Origin of the sequence: Aggregatibacter segnis ATCC 33393 (assembly GCF_900476035.1) — a bacterium.
Classification (GTDB): Bacteria; Pseudomonadota; Gammaproteobacteria; order Enterobacterales; family Pasteurellaceae; genus Aggregatibacter; species Aggregatibacter segnis.
Window position 1 is genome coordinate 1,847,716 of record NZ_LS483443.1, and the last position, 22,624, is coordinate 1,870,339.

Consider the following 22,624-nt stretch of genomic DNA (forward strand, 5'->3'; position numbering starts at 1 on the left):
AAATTTTTATGACGGATTGTTTATGAAATTAAAATCGCTGCTGTTTATTTTAAGCTTATTTCCTACCGCACTTTCTGCCCATTGGGTCAATGTGGGCACTGCCGACTATAATTGGGGGCCGTTCTTGGTTTATTCCATTGATTTGGCGACCGAAGACGGTGCATATCAGGAAAATCAATTACCTATCATGCTTTCTTTCAAATATGAAAAACCCGTTGAAGGCAAGAATTTTGCGATTAGCTTAATTAAAGAAATGGAATTTCTAAAAGCGGATAAAGCGAAAAGTGACGCATGGCTAAAAGACATGCAGGCTATTTTCCCGGATTTCTCACCAAACGATGTATTACGTTACATTGCGTTGCCCGATAGAGGTTATTTCATGTTAAACGACTCAATCTTGGATCATGAATTTGAGCCGGAATTTAGCCGCTTATTTGCCGGCATTTGGTTATCGCCAAACAGTAATTTTATAAAATTACAGCCGCAATTATTAGGCAAAGAAAAAAATGCCACTCCGGCAGAAGAATTTAAAACACAGCCGGAAATAGCCCCGTTGAGTGAAGAAGATGCCAGTCCGCAATTACCGCCAAATTTCCCGTTAAATAACAAGAATCCGGAATTCGGCTAGAATACAAAAAACAAAGGGTAGCGAAATGCTACCCTTCTTTTTTCCTCAAAACCTTACGCGTCTTTAAATGCTTTGATTTGCTGTAAATGATGAGAAATTTGCTTGAATTTATGGCTTTCATTTTCATCCCACACAATATCGTAATACGGAGACAAAACATCTGCGCTACGTTTGGAATCCAACACGCCGTCCTCAATCGATAAAAAAACCAGACAGCGACCTTTATTCTTCATACGGAAATTTTCCACGCATTTGGTGGCGATGTCTTCGTATTCTTCTGGGCGGTCAATCTTACCTGTCATATTTTCTTGTGGAAATAAATTCGGGTTGAAAATCGCCTGTTTAATGCCGCACAAGAAGCCGATACGCTCCGCCCAGTAGCCACCCAACCCAACGCCGCAAATCAACGGGTTCTCATCTTTCGATTCAGACACCAGTTTATGCACCTCATTCAGCAAGAAAGTCATGTCATGACGCGGGTGCAACGTACTGTAATTAATAAAACGTACGTCACCATCAATAAATTTTAACTGCATGACTTTTTCATAATTACCGGGGCTGCTGGAATCAAAACCATGTAAATAAATAATCATTTTATTACTCCAACTTGATTACGGGTTTTCTGTTCTAAATATAAAATCATTTGCAAGGCGATATTAATGCCGCTGGTCTTCTCAATCATTTCAAGCCCCGGGCTAGCATTCACTTCCAGCACCAACGGACCATTCACAGAACGAATTAAATCCACGCCGGCAACATCCAAGCCCAACGCTTTCGTGGCATTTAAAGCAATTTGCTTTTCCTGTTCGGTCAGTATCACTTTTTCCGCAGTGGCGCCACGGTGACAATTTGCGCGAAATTCTCCGTTCTGCCCGACACGTTGCATAGCGGCAACCACGCGTCCACCAATCACAAAACAGCGTAAATCGGTGCCGTTGGACTCCGCCACAAATTCTTGTAACAACACGGGCACATCCGATTGCTTTAATGTGTCCAAAATACTGACCGCACTTTGTGCCCGCTCTGCCAAAATCACGCCAATGCCTTGCGATCCGGTTAGGGTTTTCAAAATTGTTGGTGCGCCGATGTGTTGCACCGCATGATTAGCATCCACTTCCATGCCTGCCAATAAAGAATCCGGTACAGCGATGCCATGTTGTAACAACATCTGCAGGCTCAACCATTTATCTCGAGCATTACGAAATGCATCCACATGATTCAAGCAAGGAATACCCAACGCCTGAAAATAGTGCAACACGCGACAGCCCATGAGCATACTGGTTGTGCCAAAACGAGGCAATACCGCATCATATTGCGGCAATAATTGTGCTTCACTTTCAGGCTCTGCCTGATAATACAATGCAAAGTGCGGTGGATTTTTACGGAGTTTTATCAAGCAACGATTCGGATCCAAAATATCCATTTGATGCCCGTTGTCTTCCGCCGCACGTTTTAGCCGCTGACAACTATACAAGCGCGGCTCACGACACAACATTAACAATTTCATACAAAATTACTTTTTAATGAAACCTTGTTGTTGCAAATAAGCCAACACTTTCGGGCGAATCGGTTTATCCAAACTCTTAATCACATTACGTGACCAATCCATGTCAATGTTGCTACGCTGACGATAATATTCAGCAACGGTAGCGTTATATTCGTCAAGTTTAGTGGTATCCAACGGCTGATAGGCGTTTTCAAAGAACAAGGTTTCTTTCGGCAGGCGTGGTTTGGTCGGCGGATCCTGATCGGGATACCCCAAACACATCCCCACCATCGGTAAACAATGTTCCGGTAGATTTAACAATTTGCCAACCGCTTCCATTTCATTACGCAAAGAACCAATATACACACCGCCAAGCCCTAGGCTTTCCGCCGCCAACAATACATTTTGCGACATGATACCGGTATCAACTGCGCCGATGAGCAAGACTTCTGCATAATCTAACTGCGCTGTTGGACAAATTTGTTTATGTTTATGGAAATCAACACAGAACACCCAAAACTCCGGTGCGGATTTCACATATTCCTGATTAGAACTGTATGCCATCATTTGATCACGAATCGCCGGATCAGTGATACGCACAATAGAAACACATTGCAAATGGTTAGATGTAGAGGCAAAACGCGCCGCATTTACAAGCTGTTCAATCACCTTGTCAGATACGGGTTCATCCGTAAAACGACGAATTGAACGATGGGCTAAAATACAATCTAAAGTCGAAGAAGTGAGTTTTTTCTCAGACATAAACCTTCCTTACTGTAACAAACATCAAATTTGCACCTATCTTACACTAATTACACGCCCTCCCCAAAACCCCTTTATTCTTTTTTAGAGAGGTCGTAGAATCACACTACTGATTCATCACAACAAGGAAAAATTATGTTTGTTACTATTTATGGACGTTTAAGTTGCCCGTATTGCGTACGCGCTAAAAACTTAGCCGAAAAATTGAAAAATACCGTGGAAAATTTTGATTATCGTTACATCGATATCATTGAACAGGGCATGACAAAAGAAGACATTGCGAAAATCATCGGCAAACCGGTACAAACTGTACCGCAAATTTTAATTGATGAAAAACACATTGGCGGGTGTACCGACTTCCAAGCTTTCGTGCATGAACAATTTGGTATTGACTAATTTCTCTCTGTGATAAAACAAAAAGTGCGGTGAAAAAACAAATAAATTTTTAACCGCACTTTTTTATTTCCCCTATTTATCCGTTAGGCACGATCACATCAGCAATCAATTTCAAATCCGGATTCACATAAACTACACGGAAATCATCACCTTTTTTTATCACTTCCAGCATTTTGATTTTGCGTTGGCAATCCCGGATCGGCTTACGATAAGCATAGGTTCGCATTCGGTCATTGAGCTTAATTTGTAGCTCAAATCCATAGCCGCTATCAAGCATTTTACACATATAACCGCCCGGAACTTGGTGCGCACCAAATTGTTCTACGGTAAAAACATAACTACCGTTTGGCATTTGGTTACGATGCTTTGCCACAATATTTTACACCGGTGAGGTAAAATTCCGCTTGTTGCTACCGCAACCCACGCCATTCATATCCACGTCAAGCACAGCATAACCGTTAGAACATTTATTGGCGTGAGCGTTTAACGTATTTAATTGTAAATCCAAGTCTTCACCGTTATGCCATACCAAAGAAGCACGGAAATCACCGTTTGGATTACCGCCGGAGGCTCTAACTTTTTCCGCTATACTATTATCAATTATTGGTTTAGGCGTTTTTTTCTCTTCTTCTATTTTTTCCTTTACAGGTTCGGTCTGTGGCTCTTCTTTTACTGGCTCGTTTTTTGGTTCTTCTTTCAGCGATTCCGGTTTTTGCTCCGGTTTGGCAATTTCAATTTTTACCGGCGCCACCGCTTCGGCCTTAATAGGCGCCGGATAGAAATAGAACCACCATGCTAATCCACCTAACAGCAATAATAGTAACAACCACAGCCACCAACGAGACTTTTTCACCTTTGGCGTAGATGATACCGCCGGCATTGGCTTTTTACCTAAGCCCCAACCGGTAATCACCGGTTGCTTGTTCACAACATAAATTTGGACAGAATCATGTTGCACGGCCTTGACCAAGCTTTCCAATAAAGCCGATTGTTCGAAAGTAATCGTGCCTTTTTGTAGCAAATCCACACGTAATTTATCTACCGCCTCCAAACGTTGAGAAATCAATGTTTCCGCATTTTTGCGAGCTACTTGTTCCCATTCAGTATGGCCTAACAAATAGGGTTGTCCTTGCAAATCGGAATACCATTCCACCACATTGCCATTAACTTCAGGACGTGCAAATATAAACGCAGTACTAGGCGGTAAATACCGATTTAACAGACTGACAATTTCATCATAATGGCTAAATAACTCTACAGCAGCCAGATTTTGCTGTTCCAAATTGACTCGCGCAAGACGTTGCATAATCTCTCCGACGTCAAAAATGCGGTAAAAAACGACCGCACTTTATCACATTATTTACACTCTTCTTTTTCCACCATCGGCTTAATAGCTTGGTTGATCATGCTGGTAACTTGCGCCTTGCTGTTAGCAGTAAACACTTTACCTTTAGTCGCTGTGGCCAAACAATTTGCAGCTTTTGTTCCCCCAATATCCACTACGTTGATTTTCAGCTTTGGTTTATTTTTTGCAATTTGACGGCCAAGACCACATACGTCATGTTTTATTCCGTTACAAAAATCATCACCATCACTTAACACTAAAATAAACGCCTCACGTTTAATACCATCAACCATTGATGCTGCTTGTTGTAAACCACTATAGAGTGCCGTGCCGGTGCCCTGATCACTGTCTTTCGGTTGCAGTGCATTGATTTGGGCTTTTAAAGCTTTCCGTTTATCGGGCCCAAACATGCCATGATTTCGAGCCCCAGGACACATTTTTAAGCTTACCAAGCCAATATCAATATTGGGGTCAATCTTATCAATAATTGCAGCAGCAGATTTCTTCGCCGTACTAATACGATTTGGCTCACGACGCATATAATCAAACTCTGCGTCTGTGGGAAACGGCGAATTAATAAAACGTTGAATAGACGCCGGACTTTCCAACAATGAAAACAACATCGACAAGGAATCATCAAATACAATCACCATTTGCGGACGTTGAGCCGGGGGGATGGTTTTAGTGCAATATTTCGGTTTTTCCGGTTTAGGTGGCTCCTCCACTTTCAACGGCTCCTCAACCTTCGGTGGTTCTTCGACTTTTGGCGGTTCTTCCACTTTTGGAGGTTCCTCTACTTTTGGCGGTTCCTCTACTTTTGGCTCTTCCGGCTCCGGAATAAACTCAAGCCGCTGTGGCTCGGGCTTCGGTTCCTCTTTTGGCGGTTCCGGTTTCGGTTCTTCTTTTGGTGGCTCCGGTTTGGAAATTTCAACTTTCACAGGCTCCATTGGTTGAGATTGAACCGGCTCAGGGCGGAAGAACAACCACCACGCCAAACCACCTAGTAATAGCAATAATAATGGTAACAACCACAGCCACCCGAGGGATTTACTTGGTACAGGCACAACTGGTGGTGGGACTGGAATCGGCTTTTTACCCAAGCCCCAACCGGTAATCACGGGTTGTTTGTTGACGATATAAATTTGGATGGAATCATGCTGTGCCGCATCAACCATGCGCTCCAATAAAGTCGCTTGTTCTGCACTGATGCTGCCCTTTTGCAACAACTCCGCACGCAGTTTATCTACCGTAGCCAAACGCTGTGAAATCAAGCCCTCAGCCTGTTTTCTAGCCTGCTGTTCCCGTTCGGAGTTACCTAACAAATATGGTTGTCCTTGTAACTCGGAATACCACTCCACTACATCGCCATGCACGTCAGGTCGCGCCAACATAGTGGCTGTGCTTGGTGGAAGATGACGAAGTAAAATTGTCGTGACCTCATCATAATGGCCAAACAACTCCACGGCTGCGCTATTTTGTTGATCTAAATTAACTCTTGCTAAGCGTTGCATAATCTCTCCAACCTCAAAAATACGATGAAATATGACCGCACCTTATCACATTATTTACACTCTTCTTTTTCCACCATTGGTTTAATGGCTTGGTTAATCATATTAGTAACTTGTGCTTTACTGTTAGCGGTAAACACTTTGCCTTTGGTCTCCGTTGCCAAACAGTTTGCGGCTTTCGCACCACCAATATCGACGACATTAATTTTCAGTTTTGGTTTTTGTTTGGCTAATTCTTGTGCTATAGCACACACATTAGTATTACCTTTATCACAACTTTCCTCACCATCGCTCAACACTAAAATAAAAGCATCACGTTTAACGCCATCTACCATGGCTGCGGCTTGTCGCAAACCGCTATGAAGCGCCGTACCTATATTCTCCTCGCCCTCTTTCGGAAACAATCCTCTAATTTGAGCTTTTAGTGCTTTACGCTTACTCGGACCGAACATACCATGATTTCTGGCTCCAGGGCATCTTCTTAAACTTACCAATCCAATATCAATATTAGGATCAATCTTATCAATAATATCTGTAGCCGCTTTTTTTGCTGTAGTAAGACGACGTGGTTCACGGAACATATGTACTTTTTCCTCTTCCGAGATTATCTCATTATTATTCCAACGATCCCAAAATGCGTTAATTACTGCACTGCTTTCATTTAAACTAGCCAACATAGATAAGGAATCATCAAATACAATTACCATTTGCGGACGTTGAGCCGGCGTAATAGTTTTAGTGCAATATTTTGGTTTTTCCTGTTTAGGAGGTTCTTCCACTTTCGGAGGATCCTCAACCTTTGGAGGTTCCTCCACTTTTGGTGGTTCCTCCACTTTCGGTGGTTCTTCTACTTTCGATGGTTCTTCCGGCTCAGGAATAAACTCAAGCCGCTGTGGCTCGGGCTTCAGTTCCTCTTTTGGCGGTTCCGGTTTCGGTTCTTCTTTTGGTGGCTCCGGTTTGGAAATTTCAACTTTCACAGGCTCCATTGGTTGAGATTGAACCGGCTCAGGGCGGAAGAACAACCACCACGCCAAACCACCTAGTAATAGCAATAATAATGGTAACAACCACAGCCACCCGAGGGATTTACTTGGTGCAGGCACAACAGGTGGCGGAACAGGAATCGGCTTTTCCCCCAAGCCCCAACCGGTCATCACGGGCTGTTTGTTAACGATATAAATTTGAATGGAATCATGCTGCGCTGCGTCAACCACCCGCTCCAATAAAGTCGCTTGCTCTGCGTTAATACTTCCCTTTTGCACCAACTCCGCACGCAGTTTATCGACCGTAGCCAGACGATGTGAAATAAAGGTCTCAGCCTGTTTTCGAGCCTGTTGATCCCGTTCGGAATTACCTAACAAATATGGTTGTCCTTGCAACTCGGAATACCACTCCACTACCTCGCCATGCACCTCAGGACGCGCCAACATACTGGCTGTGCTCGGCGGCAAATGACGAAGCAAAATTGCCGTGATCTCGTTGTAATGCCCAAACAACTCCACGGCTGCGCTATTTTGTTGATCTAAATTTACTCTTGCTAAGCGTTGCATAATCTCTCCAACTTCAAAAACGCGGCGAAAAACGACCGCACTTTATTCGCAAATTTCTTGTTGTACCGGCTTCATGGCTTGTTTAATCGCATCGGTTAATTTTTCTTGGCTGGTCATGTCATGGTCAAAAATCTGCCCGCCTGTAGCCTTTGCCAAGCAGTCTGTGGCATTCCAAGGGGAATTGATACTCACAATATTCACTTTCAATTTTGGCCGCTCTTTTGCCACATTTTCCATTAATGCGCAGATTTTTCGCTCAGTGCAATCACCGTTACCTTCAGTAATCAACACAATCAAGGCTTCGCGTTTTTTACCATCAAGCAATGTTAAGGCTTTTTCAATACCCTCATAAATGGGTGTACCCGGCACTCGATGCTCACGCACCGTCATATTTTGTACTTTATTTTTTAATTCCGTACGTTGTGTACCAGTAAAAATGCCATGATTAATCGCAGCCGATACATCAGCCGATTTACTGACACAACTTTGTAGTTCAATCAAACCGATATCTACGGCATTCGGAACGTCATTAATCAAATGCGTCACTGCCTCCTTGGCGGCTACAGAGCGATTCGGTTGACGATCCATATAATCAATGTCGGCTTGCGGCAGGATTTGTTGTTGTAATTTTTCATCAAATGCATTGATTGCCTCTTTACTTTCCAACAGAGTATATTTCATGCCGGTAGCGTTATTAAAAATAATCGCTAACTGTGGAATATCGGCTGGCTCCTCCACTTTTCGGCAATTTTTCGGCACAATTGGCTCAATTTTTACAGTTTCAGGAACAGATGGCGTTAAAAACAACCATCCCAGGAGTCCTAAAATAGCAAAGGTGAAAAGTAGCAGTGGCAATAACCAACGACGGGGTGTTTTTACTTCTGTCACTGGCGGTGTCTGCTCAGCAGTGACATCTTTTTTCAGTCCCCAGCCGGTGATCACAGGTTGTTGGTTGATACTATAAATTTGAATATCGTGCTGTTTTACGATATGAGTGAATTGTTTTAAATACGCGGCAATAGCAGGTTCAATCGCCTCTTTTTGCAATAACTCGAACACTAAGGCATCAATGGAAGCTAAGCGTTGCACAACAAGCGCGTTGGCTTCTGCATAGTGGCTTGAATGGACGTCTAATAATTGTGGTTGCCCTTGCAATTCGGAATACCATTCCACCATATTGTCCTTCACTTCAGGGCGCGCCAATATGTTTGCCGTGCTAGGTGGCAAATAGCGATTTAATACCGCTACGATGTCATCGTAATGGTGAAATAACTCGATCGCTTCCCGGTTGTATTGATCCAAACCAACTCGTGCCAGACGTTGCATAGTATTCCTTAAAAAACATCCCCAAAAATCACCGCACTTTGAGGATCACAAAAAGTAAAAAGAGGGCCACCAACATCGTTGGTAGCCCTCAGTATTCGCATTATAAGCCTAATGCTTTTTGTAGATTAGATAACTTGCGTTGTAATTGTTCTAATTCCGCTTGTTTTTCCATTTCAGAACCGCCGCTGTTATTGACGGCTTTCATTTGTTTCTCTACTTCGGCAATTTCCGCCTGCAAATCTTGTCTGCCTTTGGCTTTTTGTTTTAACTCGGCTGTGAGTTTGCCCACAGACTGATCGAGTTTAGCCTGTTGCGCTTTTTTCTGTGCAATAGATTGGTTAACAGATTTTTGTTGCGCTTTAATATCGGCATAAATTTTATTAAATTTGGCATTTTCTGTCTTCGCGTCTAACACCAATTTTTCTTTTTGTTCAATACGCTTGTCATAACTTCCGGAAAACTGGCAGGCCGCTTTGCTGAACATATTGAGTTCAACACTCGGATCGCACTCTTCCGGCGTGTTGGTGCAGGCAGAAAGCAACACAGCAGCACCTAAAAGTGCGGTGGTTTTTAACAATGTTTTCATAGAATCTCCTTAACCAACATTTAACGCATTACGTTGCTGCGATACAACAGCGATCTGTTTTTCCAAGGCTGCAATTTGTTTTTGATATTGGGCGATTTGAGAATCTAATTTTGCTACATTCATACCGCTACCACGCTCTTTTTGCGCTACATCTTTCCAATCTCTCTCGCTTTCTTTCATTTTTTTCAATTTGTCATTTAAGTAAGCAATGTTACTATCAATCTCTTTCAACTGACGTTTGGCTTCATCTTTTTGAATGCTGTTATCCTTTAATTTACGATTCAAATTAGCCAACGTTTTTTGGTTTTGGGTCAACACGGTTTTCGCTGAATTTGCCAGAGTTCTGGCTTCTTGAGTGTTTTTATTTAAATCTTTTAAATAAGCATTTAAACGCTCTTCTTTATTAGCATAATTGGTACGCTGTTGTTCCAAATAATAGTTACCGCCCATGAGGATACCACAACCAGCTACTGCAGCTACCGCAGAACATAGTGCTGCATTATTGGTTCCGCTTAATAAACAAGCCCCAACACCTGCCGCCGCACCGGCTGCACAGGCAGTTAATCCCGATTTACTAAAAAACTCAGCTTGATTGCCTGAGGTTAAACGGCTGTCTACATTAGAAGAACCGGAGTTGGACATACTTTCACAACCGGCCAAAGCCAATGTTGTGGATAAAGTCAAAACACCAACAATAGATTTTTTAGATTGAAAATTAAACATAGGGGCTTCCTTTTTTTACTTTGGTAAGGTGGGTCATTTTACTTGACGGCAGCGTTTTAACCAAGTATCACGGTCAACTTTTCCGTCTTTATTATATTGGGATAATTGTTCCCAATAAGATTGAATAAACTGTGCAGCATTATTTTTTTCACGATTTTGTAAACGTTGTTTGGTCACCTCTACTTGTTTCTCGATCATTGCCACATTATATAAAGTTGCATTATCAACTAAGGTATCGGCGTAATATTTTAAGGTAAACTTCAACGCATTCTCTGCTTTTAATTTTTTCTCACTGAGATTATTGATTTGCTCTTCGGTACACAAGCCTTCTTTCGGCGCACCATCACAGGTTTGTTTAATATTTTCTACCAAATTCAACGCATTTTGGTAGGTATTATCCAAATCAACCATATTACTACACAAGAAACCGCCCAAACGCAATGAAGCTTGAATAGCTGAATCTCGCTGTTCGTCACGAGCTTGGTTGGCTTGACGCAAAGTATCATTCAATTTTTTCAGTTCTTTTTCCAACTGTTCCTTGGCAATAGTTTGATTTTGCACATCTTGTGCCAATTTTTCCAATTGCCCAACCACATTAGAACCTGCGCCGTGTTTATCATCTTTGTTATCATCACGGCCTAGCTTAGCCCATTCTTCTTTCAAGTCTTTAATTCGTTGTGCAGAGGTCAGTACCGGCGCCACCATCGCCACACGAAAACCGATATCTTTGGCTTTATCCACATTACTGTTATTATATAAAGAACGCTCAATGCGATAAGCATTGGTTAAACTTTCTGCTGAATTTAAATAACTGCCACCACGTACGGTGACACCACCACTTTGCCCATGGTAATGATCTAAACGATTGAGTTTGAAAGCATCAAACATCATTTCTGCCGCATTACCCAAAGTGTCAAATAGGCCTAACGGATTGCCTTCCAACTGTCCAGTAAGCTGAATCTTACCATTCGCATTTTTGTTGCTCCACACATATTTCTCCGCACCATCTTTCATTGGAAAAAGCGGTTCACGAAATTCGGAGGAAGACACCGCAGCACCACCGCGCGCCGCATACTCCCATTCGGCATTAGTCGGCAAACGAACAAACCCTTTTGTGCCGTCCTCAGTTGGTAATTTATCTGCCGCATTTTTTAGCAACCATTCATTATATTTGCGGGTAAATTCCAGAGCATCAAACCAACTTACTTCTGTTATTGGTAAACGTCCTTTCATGTTGACTGATGGGCATTGTTCGTTCATTACCGATTGATATTGCAACTGTGACACTTCATATTTAGCCATTAAAAAATATCGCCCCTGAGACTTGTCGTCAAAACTGCCGGCAATAGCATTTGGGGTTGAATGTTCAGCAATTTGGTCGGCAGAATTGTCACTGCCCAGAAGGATGCTTTTTTCTTCCAAAGGTGAATGAGTTTCCGTTTTTACCATTCGAAAAACCATATTACCATCACAAGGCATGGGTAAAATTACATCCCCTTCCAAAGGTTTCGGATTATAGAATTTCTCTTCCCATGGAGTGCCATAAGCAGACTGCGCCACTAATTCCGTCAAAAGTGCGGTAACAAAAATAGCTATTTTTGTCCTACGCCGTGATTGTTGCATTTTTGGGGTTGTTCTAGACATCTCGTAAACTCTCTGCCGGTTGAATTTTCACCGCTTGTCGCGCGCCGATTCCGGCCACAATAGCAGCAAGGCATAACGCGATCGCAAAAGCGATGAATAAATGAATAAAATTCAAGCTACTGATAAAAATATCGTTGGATAAATTCTGACCTAATACGAAATTAAATACCTGACTGCCCGATAAGAACAAGAAATATGACAATACAAAAGCGAAACAGCTCAAACACAGAGCCTGCATAATTAAATATAACATCACCGCGCCGCTTTGAAAACCGAATAGACGTAGCAGTGCAATTTCTTTCCGCTTACGATCGATATTGGCTAAGAACGCACCTATCAGCGATAATACACAACCCAACACCGCTGTCGCTGCAATGACCATAAAAATCACGTTGAGCACACCGTCAATGGCTTTGACGTTTTCAATAGCTTTGGCTTCTGTTGAGGTTTCAATATTTTTCTGCCGTAATTTTAACGCCAAAGGCGCTACATCATCTAAGCTATTAGCATAAATGCGGGCGCGGGCGAAGTGTTCCCGCTGTTGCGGACGGTCAGGATCCTGTTGATTGGCAAAAATAGCGGTTTGGTAACCATCCCGAAAATCCTCCATTGCCAATAAGGTGTCCAACTGCACAAAGGCACCCGAACGGGCAAAACGGGTTTCAGGCACAATACCTTCCACCACCAATTCGCTAATGGCTTTTTCCACCTGATTATTTTGCGAACGTGTGACCACCAAATTGATTTTATCGCCTTGTTTTACATTTAATTTCTCTGCGGTTAAGGTACTTAATAGCACACCATTGGGTTTACTTAGTGCTTGTTCCGTTAAAGGATCGTTAACGGCTGTCGGAATCACTTCCACATCCTGTACAAATTTCTTACCACCATTTTGATTGGCAGACAAATCGGCAATAGTATTTAAAGAACGGGTCAACGGCGCCACAAAACGGGTTTCCGGCTGTTGTTGTAACCAATCAAACCAGTTCTTATCTAAATTGAGATTGCCGATAATTTTAATTTCAAGATTGCGCGGGTCATTAATTAACTGATGGCGTAACTGGGAAACTACGCCGAATTTCAAGCTGAAAAGCAACAATAACGGCGCAATTACCGCAATAAGAGACGCAATGATGCAAAAAGACACTTTGCGATCGTAATACAAATCCCGCAACGCTAATTTGCCTAGGAACATATAAGACAGATTAACTTGCTGCATGATGCGTTTCCTTCGGTAAAAACACCGCTTGCGCCGGTGTGGATAAATCTGCATACAGACTTGGCAAATGATTATTTTCCACCAAATCCCAATCATGGGTAACTAAAAGCGCCGTAATTTTTTGCTCTTCCGCCAATTTAATCATTAATGAAAATAAGGTTTGTGCATTATTCGGATCAAGCGCGGCGGTAGGCTCATCAGCCAATAACAGGCTTGGTTTGTGAATCACCGAACGAATAAAAGAAACCCGCTGCCGCTCTCCAATAGAAAGCAGACGCGGGTATTTAGTAAGCAACGATTGAATATTTAAGGCATCCGTTAAATACAAAAACCAGTCTTTATCCATGGCGCTATTTAACATTGAACAAGGCAATTCAATATTCTGTTGTACCGACAGAAAAGGCAACAAGCCTCCCGTTTGCAACATGAAACCTAACTTTCCTGCCCGTAGCTTAGAAAGTGCGGTCTGATTTTTTTGTAAAATTAACGGTTGCAAATCCATTACATCACCGGCATCACCTAATTGATAGCGAACCAAACGATCGGGCTGCAAAATTAACCCGATCATTTCCAATAAGGTACTTTTGCCACAACCACTGGCACCTTGAATGGCTAAAATCTCGCCATCTTGCAATTCAAGTTTAGGCAGCAACACATTGAATTGTTGGCTACCTTGGCCACGCCGAATCGCCATTTCTTCAATAAATAACACCGCACTTTTCCTGTTATGTAAATGAATAAATTATGGTAACGCCTCAAGCGGTACAGGATAAACGTAATCGCGCGGATCGCTGCCTTCCGATAAAGAAATCCAGCGGGATTGGTCCTCGTTAAACACGCGGTAATGACGTAACTTGCTGTTTAAGTCACGAATAAATTTTTCTTGCTCTAAGGCACTCATGCCTTTCCAAATTTGTTCGTCCAATCCGGTGACTTGGCTTTTATACGGAATGCCATCCAAATACTCCCCTAACAAGCCTAACTCGCCCAGTTTGGTGGAGTTTTCTTGTTTTAATTTATTCGGGTCTTGTCCCATTGCCGCGGCAACAGAACGTAATTGGGCAAACATCGAATCCGGTGAAATTAACCCTTCATTCGCGGCATCGGCAATTTTTTTCACCACATCACTTAAATCGCTTAATTGCGCTTTAGTCATCAATACGCGGGCTTCTGCCGTCGGAATGGTTGGTTTAAGGAAATCTTTATCGCTAATCCAGGCTTTAAATACCGGTGGGGCTTTGGCACCATTTTTATCACCTAAATAAGCCAACTGCATTGCTTTGCCCAATAATTCCGCATCCTGTTCAATTTCAGTTTTGGCTTTTTCTTGCTTAGGCTCATCAACGATCGTACCTGCAGCATTTTCCCCTTGGTATGCCAATTTCACTTGCGATGTCAAGGCACGAGCCAAAGCACCGACTTTTTCACCAAACTCATTCACATCACCGGCATTCACCGCATAATACAAGGGCTTGTTCAAGTAGTTATTGAAAGATAAATCGCTGTATTGGGTTTTCGCCTGTTCGTGATTTTTTACCCCAGCCGGAGTTTTTAAGTGCAAGGTATAAATCGCCACGCCACGATGTTGTGCTTCTAAGCGCAATTGTTTTGCATCCATTCCGGTGGAGGATAATGGATTATTACCGTCTAATGCCCCCGCATCGGTCACCAACACAATGTAGCGACCACCAAAATTGTTCCAGTTAATTTCATTTAATGCTTGTGAAATACCGGCAAATGAATCTTCGCTAAACTCTTTACTGGATACTTTCGCCTGTTTTAATTCAACCGCTTTTTGCAAGAAATCTTGCGTATCTTTCACCGTACTTGGGTCAACAAACATTTTAGAGACGTATTCCAATCCCGGTACTGCCTTGGTACTGGAACGGAACCCGACCAAACCAAATTTAACCTGTTTGCCTAAATTCTCTTTTTCAATTTGTTCGGAAACTTGTTTAATTACATCACGGGTACGATTGATATAAGGGTCCATGGAAATACTGGCATCCACCACAAACACCACAGCAGCACTAAATCCGGTCAACACTTGTGGATCAGATTTATTGGCGTTTGGATCTATTTTTGATTGTGTTTTCTGTTGAATCACCGGAGCCGTTTTACTCACAGACGCCACTTCCAAAATACGTTCATAGAAACCTTGTGAGTTCATGACTTCTTCACCTTGTAGAATTGGAAGAAGATAGAAATTCTTTTGAAAATCAATAAACTCTTTTGGCTCTTGCGCAACAATTTGTGGTGGTGTTTTATTATTGGCTAAGTCTGCACGAATTGGCTCCAAAATTTTCTTCGCATCATCGGCATTCACCACGGTTTCAATGTCCTCCTTGCTCTTAAAGAACAATAAAGGCTGGCGTTCAATCGGGTTGGTAAAAGCCAAAGTCATCTGCATATTCCATGCAACTGTACAATCCGCATCTAACCAACCGATGGTTTTACCAAAGCTGTCCGGCCCTACTTTTAACCATTCTTTACCATTCGCAGTTTGGCGCTGATACACATAAAAACGGGAAAAAGCAGGCTGTTTTTTACCTGCCGTTGCACCCGCGTTATCGACCAATTGGCAACTTGGCGTACTTAACACCCGTTGATAAAGTGTTTTCTTACCTTCCTGTTTTAACGGCTCATCCGCCAATGCGGCATTTGCCATAAATCCCATTAATAAAACAATTGAGGTGACTTTAAAAGACTTCATCATTTTTTCAATTCCGCTAAACGTTGTTTGGCCTCGGCTAAATTCGGGTTAGCCTCCAATGCGGTTTCATACCAATAAATGGCCGTGCCTTTGTCGGCTTTGAAACAACTGCTGTTGGCATTTTCTTCATATTCTTTCGCGTATGCCAAAGCAATGTCGGCATTTCCGCTCTGAGCCTGATTCGCATATAAACGCTGTGCGATAGCACATTTGTTTTCTGCTTTGGCCTGATTAATCACGGCCAAAATGCGCTGGCTGTCAGGTTTGGTTTTTAGACAATTTTGAATAAAGGCTAATTCATCATTTTTATTTTGACTTAAACTACATTCATCGGCGGACTGCGCTTTTTCTTCCGTTTTATTTTTATTCAAGAAGTAATAAGCTGCTACACCGGCAATGCCCAATAAAAGAAGCAATAAAATAATCAAACCAAGTTTGCTTTTCTTTTTCGGAGCCGGTTGAGGCGGAGGCACAACCTTCAGTTCTTCCACCACCGGTTCAATAATAATTTCTTCCTCCGGCGGCAATCTGATCTCGTCAATAATCGGTTCAGGCTCAGGATCGGGAATATTCACCAAAACTTGGTCATCTACATGATTCACGGTGTTATCAATAGAGCGCACATCATCTGCACGTGCTGTATTGCCGCTGGCAGAAGACGCTAACACGTCATTGGAAAGTTTTAACACACCCATATCTTTTGTATTGGCATCGCGTACCATCATACGATATTGCATGGTGCTGCTTTGTTGTACCAAGGCATCAATTAACCAAGGGCCAAGTATGCCGCTTAGCACGTTATCTTGTAAGGTTAATTGCTCACTGACTTTCAACCAAACGGGTTCAATATTCCAATGCTGTCCTTCGGCAAAATAGTAGGAGTCCTGACTCCTTTGCACACTGATTTCAATATTTTCAACGCCACCTTTCCAGTTACCTGCGATGAATTCCGCATATCCGGGACGTACAGCTTTCAATTCAATTCTTAACATAACTTATCCTTCGGTTTATTCCGCCACCGCTGAGTTTCTAAAGACATTTAAAATTTCACCTAAACGCGCATTTTGTACTGCGTCAATTTCACGTCCGGCACTGTGCCCTGCATTACTTTGAGCGAATTCCATAAAGGCAATAAACCAGTCAGCGAGATAATTTTTGGTGTAATCTCCGGTGTAATTACTCAATTTTGGTAAATTATTGATTTTTTCCACTTCAGCGATTTCAAAAATCTGCCCATCACGCACATGACTTGCCGGGCGCTCCGCCACAGGCATTTGATCAAATCCAAGCCAAGCAAGGAAATCGGCAATTTCAGTGGTCACGGAGAATACTTGACGTTCCACGATTTGATCACGCTTACTGGCGCCCACTTCGTTACGATTAATCACTTTGGTTAAGCGATTTAATAAATTAAGACGGTTTGCACCGGTAATCAATTCGCCCACAATGCCTTCAATACATTGTGCCGAGAACGGATAAAATCGTGTATTGCGCGGATCCATAGAAATACCCCGTAAATGTTCAATCCACGCTTTAAACACCGCTTGGGCAAAACGGGATTCCGGCAATTTCTCTTCCGAAACGTTGGGATTTTTGACCGCACTTTGTGGCTCATCAAACAAATCAAAGCCGTCATCGAAGCCAAAACCGGAAGCGAATGCATTGGATTTATTTGCCTCATCGGAATCTTTGGCAGAAGGCGATAACAAATCATCGTCATTGTCGGCAAAATATAAAGAATGAATGGTTTCTTCCGGTAATTGAAGGCTACGTAAAAACTCACCCACAATTAATGCGCTTTTTTGTAATTCGCCAATGACCAATTTAGCTAACTGTTGTTTACGCTGCACTTCTTCCGCACCATCGCTTTGATACCAACTGGCAAAACGGTTTTCGATGATATGTTGAATCGCATGATTTAACTGTTCTGCAATACGCTTTTGCTTCACTTGCGGCATCGCCACTGTTTTTAAATAATCGCTGATCCGTTGCATCCCGCCGTCATTTAATAACATCATGCCGTCCCAAGCCTCTTGAGGATTGGCAATGTGTTTTTGAATATCCGGATCGTCGGCAAATGTGCGACGTAACAAATCCAATTGCGCACTTTCATTTGGACGCACACGCAATTCCTGCCCGTCTTCCACATCTAGGAAAGAGACTTTAAAGCCCGGTTTACGCACTAAGAAGGTATTGTTAAACGGTCTGCCGTTCGACCAATCATTTAACCATGGATAATTACCAAAACGCTCCAAAATAGTTTGTTTCAACAACCCGCCGGACCCCCAACTGATTTTCAACATATTTTCATCTTTGGACAGATCAGCGCTAATTCGTTTATCAAACATGGTAATCGCCCATAACAAACCCGGTTTCCGTTGTGAGCGGGCCTCCGGCGTATCACCTTGAGTTTTATTAATCCAGCGTTCAAGCACAGGGCCTACGCTGTTAACATCGGATTGTTTATCGGATGGCGTACACACGATCAATAAATTCATTTCCTGGCTGTCAGTGTAACGCTCAAACAAATACGCCACTTTGCCGCGCAAAATTAACTGGGAAACCGGATTGCCTTCCTGAATTTCTTTAAGGCTTGAAATCGCCAAACGGCCGCGATAGCCCGGGAAGTCTAATAAATCCACACTTTCCACTGCCGGCACGCGGGTTGGGTTCATCAGCGGAAACACAAGTTCAGCCGTAAGTGCGGTCAATTGTGCGAGAGAAATTTTTACCGGTTCGCCAATATTGTCTTCCGAAAAATAAGGGCGCACCTCAAGTAATTCGTCTTTATCCGTATTCAATCGCTCTAACATATCCACGTTCATAATACTATCCGCTTGGGATAGCTCGCCGTTAACTTCTTTTACCACAGCACTTAGCGGCGCATAAACACGATCTGCATTGCCTAAAGCAGCCAAAGTTTGTGCAAATTGAACATAAATCGCACTTAAATCCGCTTCTTCTCCCCATAAAATAGAGAACAACTGGGCGCGATCATTAATGCTCAAATAAGGGGCAATTAAAGTAGCCTTCGCCCAATACCCCCCTTGCAACATGGCTAAGGATTTTCCGAAGCTTTCCGTGGCGTAATCTTGCAAATCCACCACATCATCTTCCGTTACACCGGCCACACGCTGCGCTGACATTTTTGCCGTCATACGTCTTAATAATGCATTGACGTTTTGTTGATCCAGTTTGTAATCAACTTTTTCCTTATCAAAATCGTTAAAGTAAGAATTTACCAACAGCTTGGCAATTTCAATTTCATGGAACAATCGAAGTTCAAGCGGATAGCCTTGAATACCACCTTTTGCCGTACGACTAAAACGGGTCACCAAACCAGTGGCTTCTTTACCGCCACCCGGTGGGTTAACGTGCTTAATAAAGTCTAATTTACGACCATCAAAAAGCGTTTCTAAATTGCCGTTAGCATCAGCCGCCAACGCTGAAATTAAAAAGGATTTACCTGCTTGGGATAGCCCAAAAAAGCCTGTTGTCATCGGACGCTCGGACACTGCACCAAGACGTTTTGCGGTATTACGCAAGCGGCGTAATTCCAAAATGAGTCCATCGGCTTCATTATTTAAACGGGCGACATTCGGGCGAACTTGACTAACCCAATCAATCGCTTGTTGGGAACCATCAAAAATATTTTGCCATGCTTGCGCTAATTGATTTTCTACACTCATCTTTTCACACATCCACTATCTAACCAATATTGAGTTTCGCCTAAACCCGCATCAACCATTGTATTTAAGGTCAATTTAATATCTTCATTACGGCGGCAGGAACGTCCATCAGAGGCGGAAACAGATTTAATGTAAAAATTCTCCGCACTTTCTTGGCTATTGCTTAAACTGCTCTTGTTTTTCACGCCAAGCACCACTTTTAAAACCGTACCATCAATGGCTAAACGTCGCTTAATTTCATCGTTTTCAATGGTCAACAAATAAATCGGTGACGCTACCCAACGTTCTACGTTTAGCTGACGGAAACCGATACGCATTGCACCACGTACTTCAAATTCCGTATCCGGGAAATCATAATCTTCATTATCTAAATCAATTTCAGAATAATATAAGTTACTGTCTTTAATCACATTGTTGTTATCCAACAAACCGATATAGCGAATAGTAGAATAAGAATGCATGGATGCCGCACGGAAATAGAAATTCGGCAAACGCATATTATTACTTAAGAAACACAGCATAGCGCCTACTGCCGCTGTAGTTTTTGGATCATCAATGCGTCCTTGTTTATGGAACGGGTACCAGTTACCGGTGCGATAATGATGCAACGGCATAATTCGTCCCACAGGCAATGGCAAGCGGCTACGAAAGAAACTTTGCACCCCTGGAAGACGGGAAGGACGGCCGGTTAACAATAACACGTCACATTGGTATAAATTGATAATTTCACATAAGGCATTAAAGGTTTTACAAATATCAAAATACCCACGAATGAATAACTTATGAATAGCGCCTAAATCCACATGAATCGGCAGGTCTAAGATATTGAAGTCTGGATTACCTAATTCACGGGCAATTGGTGTATTAATATAATTCAACACACTTTCTGTCGGCTCATCTACTTGAGCCAGTAGACTACGGAAAGTTGCACCGGCTAAGCTATTTTCTGTGCTAAACGGATCAAATTCTTCATATTCTTTTAAAATACGCAAACCGATCGGACTAAACACTTGCAAGGTCAGTTGTTGACGTAATAATGCATCTTGCACTTTTAAGGTTTGGGAGCCGATATATTGTGCCAAAATAGGTTCAGGATCGCGTAAACCCTCTTGTTTTAGGCCATTACTGAGCGCAGGAACAACAATATTGCGAATAATGTCCAACAAAATGTCATCCCCGGCCACCTTGAAACCATCTCGGAACAGTTGTTCCGGCTCGATATAAGCATTACTGCTATTGGTATTGCTGTTTTCGCCGTAATCCATTTTATATTTATTGATCACCAAATCCGTGGTGCCGCCGCCAATATCGACACTGGCAATAGTGATGGCGTTTTCTTTACCGTTTTTGTCGGGGCGCGCCAAGGCGGCGAAAAATTCTTCCGGGCGTCCGCCGTAATTGTTTTGCGTTTCGTTAAATAAATACACGATTTGCCCGCAAGTGGCTTCGTCCCATTGGATATGCACTTCCGGCAACATCGGCCAGTATTTTTCACGCCCTTCTTCGGTAGAGAAATCAACGTTATCGTCCGATTTATCCCATCCCAAGCTCTTCCAAACCAAGCCAATAGCTTGATACATAGCATTTTTAAAAATTTCCCGTTCAGGTTTCGGCATTGCAGGTGGAATGGTCAGAATAATAGAACGTAAGAAGCGCGGCGTACGGGAATGCTCTAATTTAGCACGTTGTGCCGGACTGTTAATTTGCATTAATGCGTGCATTAGCACCTCTGACAACATAAATGTCATCAAAGAACTACGGGAATATTTCGGTTGGAACACCGGCATTTTACGCTCGAATTCTTCTTCAACATCATCACGCAAAATATGTAAGGCTTCGCCGTATTCGTTGATTAATCCGGAAAGTGGCTCGGCAGTGGCGTAAGGCTCGTGATCAGTTTTTACATAAGCAGAATTGAAACGCCACATTTGTTCGTATTTGTCCAAATCCCACAAATAGCGTTTCGGGCTTGATAACCCGGTAGAACCTTCATTACCGTTACGACGACTTGCCAAACGCCCTGCTTCTTTACCTACACGTGCAATGGTTGGCCATTGGAAAGCATCACGACGTCCACTTTGTAGCGACCAATGATCTTTGCCAAAAAAGGCCTGCGCAAATTCAACACGACTTTCAAACGGCTCAGTGTAAACACGTTCCGGATTGGTTAAATCGCGCAACTCCAATTCATAACGTTTTTTCAGGCCGTCTTTTTCCTGCACGTGATCTTCGATCAAAATACCGCACGTGCGTGAATTGCCCACATCTAACACCATGTCCACCGGAATCGCTTTCACGATGTCATCGGTTTTATTGGAAACCACTTTAATTCTCGGCAACGCCACTTCGGCGCCCAAGATCGCCAAAATATTCAAATAATGCCCTTGATGCGCTTTGCGTTCCACTTCCTGTAGCAAATCTTCCGGGTGAATTTTCAGGCGTTTCGGCTCCGGCGCGAGTTCTTTAAATAATTCCAACAACCAGTTATTAACCCAGTTAAAATCCAAGAACCACGACATTTGATCCGATTGATGCGCCAAGCCGAATAACACGCCGGAACGCACGTCTTCACTGGTCGGCGCCAAATACGCGGTGTCTTGGCTGTTAGGGAAAATTTTGGTATCAAAGGCAAACGTCACGCGGTGGGTGTGCCCTTCCGGATCGGCGCCTTCCGCCAATTCGACGATTCGCACCCGCGCCCAGTTATACGGGCCTTCGTCAAAACGATCCGGCGGCACGGTTCTTAACACAGGAATCGGCAACCACACGCCGTCAAACAGTTTAAAGGATTGTTCGACGCTGATTTCCTGCTCGGTACGCACTAAAATGCCGGGACGGCTCGGATCGCAAAACCCCTCGCCGTTTTTATCGGCGATTAAACGGCGTAACGGCCCGTTCACCGCAGAAGAAACAAAATTGCCGTTGCCTTTCTCGCGCCATTCTTTGTCTTTCCAATTAATCGTCAAGGCAAAATCAATGAATTGCACGCCGCTATTCATGACTAACGAAAGTTCTTTACCAAAATTATGTAACTCGGGAAACATGTGCT

At 42.9% G+C, this 22,624-nt stretch carries 19 protein-coding genes; 2 read left to right on the forward strand and 17 right to left on the reverse strand.

Annotated features, from left to right (window positions below; genetic code table 11):
- Positions 1 to 22: 22 nt before the first annotated feature.
- Complete coding sequence (locus tag DQN58_RS09000; protein WP_006718887.1) at positions 23 to 628, forward strand: hypothetical protein; 606 nt, start codon at positions 23 to 25, stop codon at positions 626 to 628.
- Between the two features lie 53 nt (positions 629 to 681).
- Here the strand turns inward: DQN58_RS09000 and ycfP are convergent, their stop codons facing one another.
- From ycfP to nfsA, 3 genes are read right to left on the reverse strand one after another with little or no spacing between them, the layout of a single operon-like run.
- Positions 682 to 1,221, reverse strand: coding sequence for an alpha/beta hydrolase YcfP (gene ycfP, locus DQN58_RS09005; protein ID WP_006718888.1), 540 nt, complete (start codon positions 1,219 to 1,221; stop codon positions 682 to 684).
- Positions 1,218 to 2,135, reverse strand: coding sequence for an ATP-grasp domain-containing protein (locus tag DQN58_RS09010; RefSeq protein WP_006718891.1), 918 nt, complete (start codon positions 2,133 to 2,135; stop codon positions 1,218 to 1,220). The genes ycfP and DQN58_RS09010 overlap by 4 nt, the downstream gene beginning before the upstream one ends.
- Before the next feature lie 6 nt (positions 2,136 to 2,141).
- Positions 2,142 to 2,876 carry an oxygen-insensitive NADPH nitroreductase gene (gene nfsA / locus DQN58_RS09015; protein ID WP_006718893.1) on the reverse strand — a complete coding sequence of 245 codons (735 nt, stop codon included), beginning with the start codon at positions 2,874 to 2,876 and terminating at the stop codon, positions 2,142 to 2,144.
- Positions 2,877 to 3,011: 135 nt separating this feature from the next.
- On the opposite strand from nfsA, the gene DQN58_RS09020 reads away from it, so the two are divergent.
- Entirely contained in the window at positions 3,012 to 3,272 is a 261-nt protein-coding gene (locus DQN58_RS09020) for a GrxA family glutaredoxin (RefSeq protein WP_006718895.1), read from the forward strand.
- 76 nt (positions 3,273 to 3,348) lie between these two features.
- Here DQN58_RS09020 and DQN58_RS09025 read toward each other — a convergent pair whose 3' ends face one another.
- The 14 genes from DQN58_RS09025 to DQN58_RS09090 form a co-directional block, all read right to left on the reverse strand.
- On the reverse strand, positions 3,349 to 3,645 hold the full coding sequence (locus tag DQN58_RS09025; RefSeq protein ID WP_032997940.1) for a hypothetical protein: 297 nt from the start codon (positions 3,643 to 3,645) through the stop codon (positions 3,349 to 3,351).
- A 6-nt stretch (positions 3,646 to 3,651) separates the two neighbouring features.
- Positions 3,652 to 4,578: a hypothetical protein gene (locus DQN58_RS09030; protein ID WP_006718899.1), complete on the reverse strand. Its 927-nt coding sequence runs from the start codon at positions 4,576 to 4,578 to the stop codon at positions 3,652 to 3,654.
- Positions 4,579 to 4,628: 50 nt separating this feature from the next.
- Positions 4,629 to 6,128, reverse strand: a complete 1,500-nt coding sequence (locus tag DQN58_RS09035) for a VWA domain-containing protein (RefSeq protein ID WP_006718900.1) — start codon at positions 6,126 to 6,128, stop codon at positions 4,629 to 4,631.
- A 50-nt stretch (positions 6,129 to 6,178) separates the two neighbouring features.
- A complete protein-coding gene (locus DQN58_RS09040) occupies positions 6,179 to 7,675 on the reverse strand; it encodes a VWA domain-containing protein (protein WP_006718901.1) in 1,497 nt (498 codons plus the stop codon).
- A 42-nt stretch (positions 7,676 to 7,717) separates the two neighbouring features.
- The gene (locus tag DQN58_RS09045) at positions 7,718 to 9,001 is read right to left on the reverse strand and encodes a vWA domain-containing protein (protein WP_006718902.1); all 1,284 of its coding nucleotides are present in this window, start codon (positions 8,999 to 9,001) and stop codon (positions 7,718 to 7,720) included.
- Positions 9,002 to 9,101: 100 nt separating this feature from the next.
- Positions 9,102 to 9,587, reverse strand: a complete 486-nt coding sequence (locus DQN58_RS09050) for a hypothetical protein (protein WP_006718903.1) — start codon at positions 9,585 to 9,587, stop codon at positions 9,102 to 9,104.
- Positions 9,588 to 9,596: 9 nt separating this feature from the next.
- Complete coding sequence (locus tag DQN58_RS09055; protein ID WP_006718904.1) at positions 9,597 to 10,310, reverse strand: coiled-coil domain-containing protein; 714 nt, start codon at positions 10,308 to 10,310, stop codon at positions 9,597 to 9,599.
- Positions 10,311 to 10,343: 33 nt separating this feature from the next.
- Entirely contained in the window at positions 10,344 to 11,954 is a 1,611-nt protein-coding gene (locus tag DQN58_RS09060) for an SUMF1/EgtB/PvdO family nonheme iron enzyme (RefSeq protein ID WP_006718905.1), read from the reverse strand.
- On the reverse strand, positions 11,947 to 13,173 hold the full coding sequence (locus DQN58_RS09065; protein ID WP_006718906.1) for an ABC transporter permease: 1,227 nt from the start codon (positions 13,171 to 13,173) through the stop codon (positions 11,947 to 11,949). Before DQN58_RS09065 ends, DQN58_RS09060 begins: the two co-directional genes overlap by 8 nt.
- Positions 13,160 to 13,885, reverse strand: a complete 726-nt coding sequence (locus DQN58_RS09070) for an ABC transporter ATP-binding protein (RefSeq protein ID WP_006718907.1) — start codon at positions 13,883 to 13,885, stop codon at positions 13,160 to 13,162. Before DQN58_RS09070 ends, DQN58_RS09065 begins: the two co-directional genes overlap by 14 nt.
- Before the next feature lie 30 nt (positions 13,886 to 13,915).
- Complete coding sequence (locus DQN58_RS09075; RefSeq protein WP_375712769.1) at positions 13,916 to 15,850, reverse strand: vWA domain-containing protein; 1,935 nt, start codon at positions 15,848 to 15,850, stop codon at positions 13,916 to 13,918.
- Positions 15,851 to 15,885: 35 nt separating this feature from the next.
- Entirely contained in the window at positions 15,886 to 16,878 is a 993-nt protein-coding gene (locus DQN58_RS09080) for a hypothetical protein (protein ID WP_006718909.1), read from the reverse strand.
- 15 nt (positions 16,879 to 16,893) lie between these two features.
- On the reverse strand, positions 16,894 to 19,575 hold the full coding sequence (locus DQN58_RS09085) for a putative virulence factor (RefSeq protein WP_032998187.1): 2,682 nt from the start codon (positions 19,573 to 19,575) through the stop codon (positions 16,894 to 16,896).
- Entirely contained in the window at positions 19,572 to 22,619 is a 3,048-nt protein-coding gene (locus DQN58_RS09090) for a virulence factor SrfB (protein ID WP_006718913.1), read from the reverse strand. Before DQN58_RS09090 ends, DQN58_RS09085 begins: the two co-directional genes overlap by 4 nt.
- Positions 22,620 to 22,624 lie beyond the last annotated feature (5 nt).

Excerpts from the sequence above, each read along its gene's own strand:
- DQN58_RS09045 (WP_006718902.1), bottom strand. The coding sequence starts at position 9,001 with ATGCAACGTCTGGCACGAGTTGGTTTGGATCAATACAACCGGGAAGCG.
- DQN58_RS09040 (WP_006718901.1), bottom strand. The coding sequence starts at position 7,675 with ATGCAACGCTTAGCAAGAGTAAATTTAGATCAACAAAATAGCGCAGCC.
- DQN58_RS09090 (WP_006718913.1), bottom strand. The coding sequence starts at position 22,619 with ATGTTTCCCGAGTTACATAATTTTGGTAAAGAACTTTCGTTAGTCATG.
- DQN58_RS09055 (WP_006718904.1), bottom strand. The coding sequence starts at position 10,310 with ATGTTTAATTTTCAATCTAAAAAATCTATTGTTGGTGTTTTGACTTTA.
- nfsA (WP_006718893.1), bottom strand. The coding sequence starts at position 2,876 with ATGTCTGAGAAAAAACTCACTTCTTCGACTTTAGATTGTATTTTAGCC.
- DQN58_RS09035 (WP_006718900.1), bottom strand. The coding sequence starts at position 6,128 with ATGCAACGCTTAGCAAGAGTTAATTTAGATCAACAAAATAGCGCAGCC.
- DQN58_RS09085 (WP_032998187.1), bottom strand. The coding sequence starts at position 19,575 with ATGAGTGTAGAAAATCAATTAGCGCAAGCATGGCAAAATATTTTTGAT.
- DQN58_RS09020 (WP_006718895.1), top strand. The coding sequence starts at position 3,012 with ATGTTTGTTACTATTTATGGACGTTTAAGTTGCCCGTATTGCGTACGC.
- ycfP (WP_006718888.1), bottom strand. The coding sequence starts at position 1,221 with ATGATTATTTATTTACATGGTTTTGATTCCAGCAGCCCCGGTAATTAT.
- DQN58_RS09010 (WP_006718891.1), bottom strand. The coding sequence starts at position 2,135 with ATGAAATTGTTAATGTTGTGTCGTGAGCCGCGCTTGTATAGTTGTCAG.
- DQN58_RS09075 (WP_375712769.1), bottom strand. The coding sequence starts at position 15,850 with ATGGGATTTATGGCAAATGCCGCATTGGCGGATGAGCCGTTAAAACAG.
- DQN58_RS09030 (WP_006718899.1), bottom strand. The coding sequence starts at position 4,578 with ATGCAACGTCTTGCGCGAGTCAATTTGGAACAGCAAAATCTGGCTGCT.
- DQN58_RS09000 (WP_006718887.1), top strand. The coding sequence starts at position 23 with ATGAAATTAAAATCGCTGCTGTTTATTTTAAGCTTATTTCCTACCGCA.
- DQN58_RS09060 (WP_006718905.1), bottom strand. The coding sequence starts at position 11,954 with ATGTCTAGAACAACCCCAAAAATGCAACAATCACGGCGTAGGACAAAA.
- DQN58_RS09065 (WP_006718906.1), bottom strand. The coding sequence starts at position 13,173 with ATGCAGCAAGTTAATCTGTCTTATATGTTCCTAGGCAAATTAGCGTTG.
- DQN58_RS09080 (WP_006718909.1), bottom strand. The coding sequence starts at position 16,878 with ATGTTAAGAATTGAATTGAAAGCTGTACGTCCCGGATATGCGGAATTC.
- DQN58_RS09050 (WP_006718903.1), bottom strand. The coding sequence starts at position 9,587 with ATGAAAACATTGTTAAAAACCACCGCACTTTTAGGTGCTGCTGTGTTG.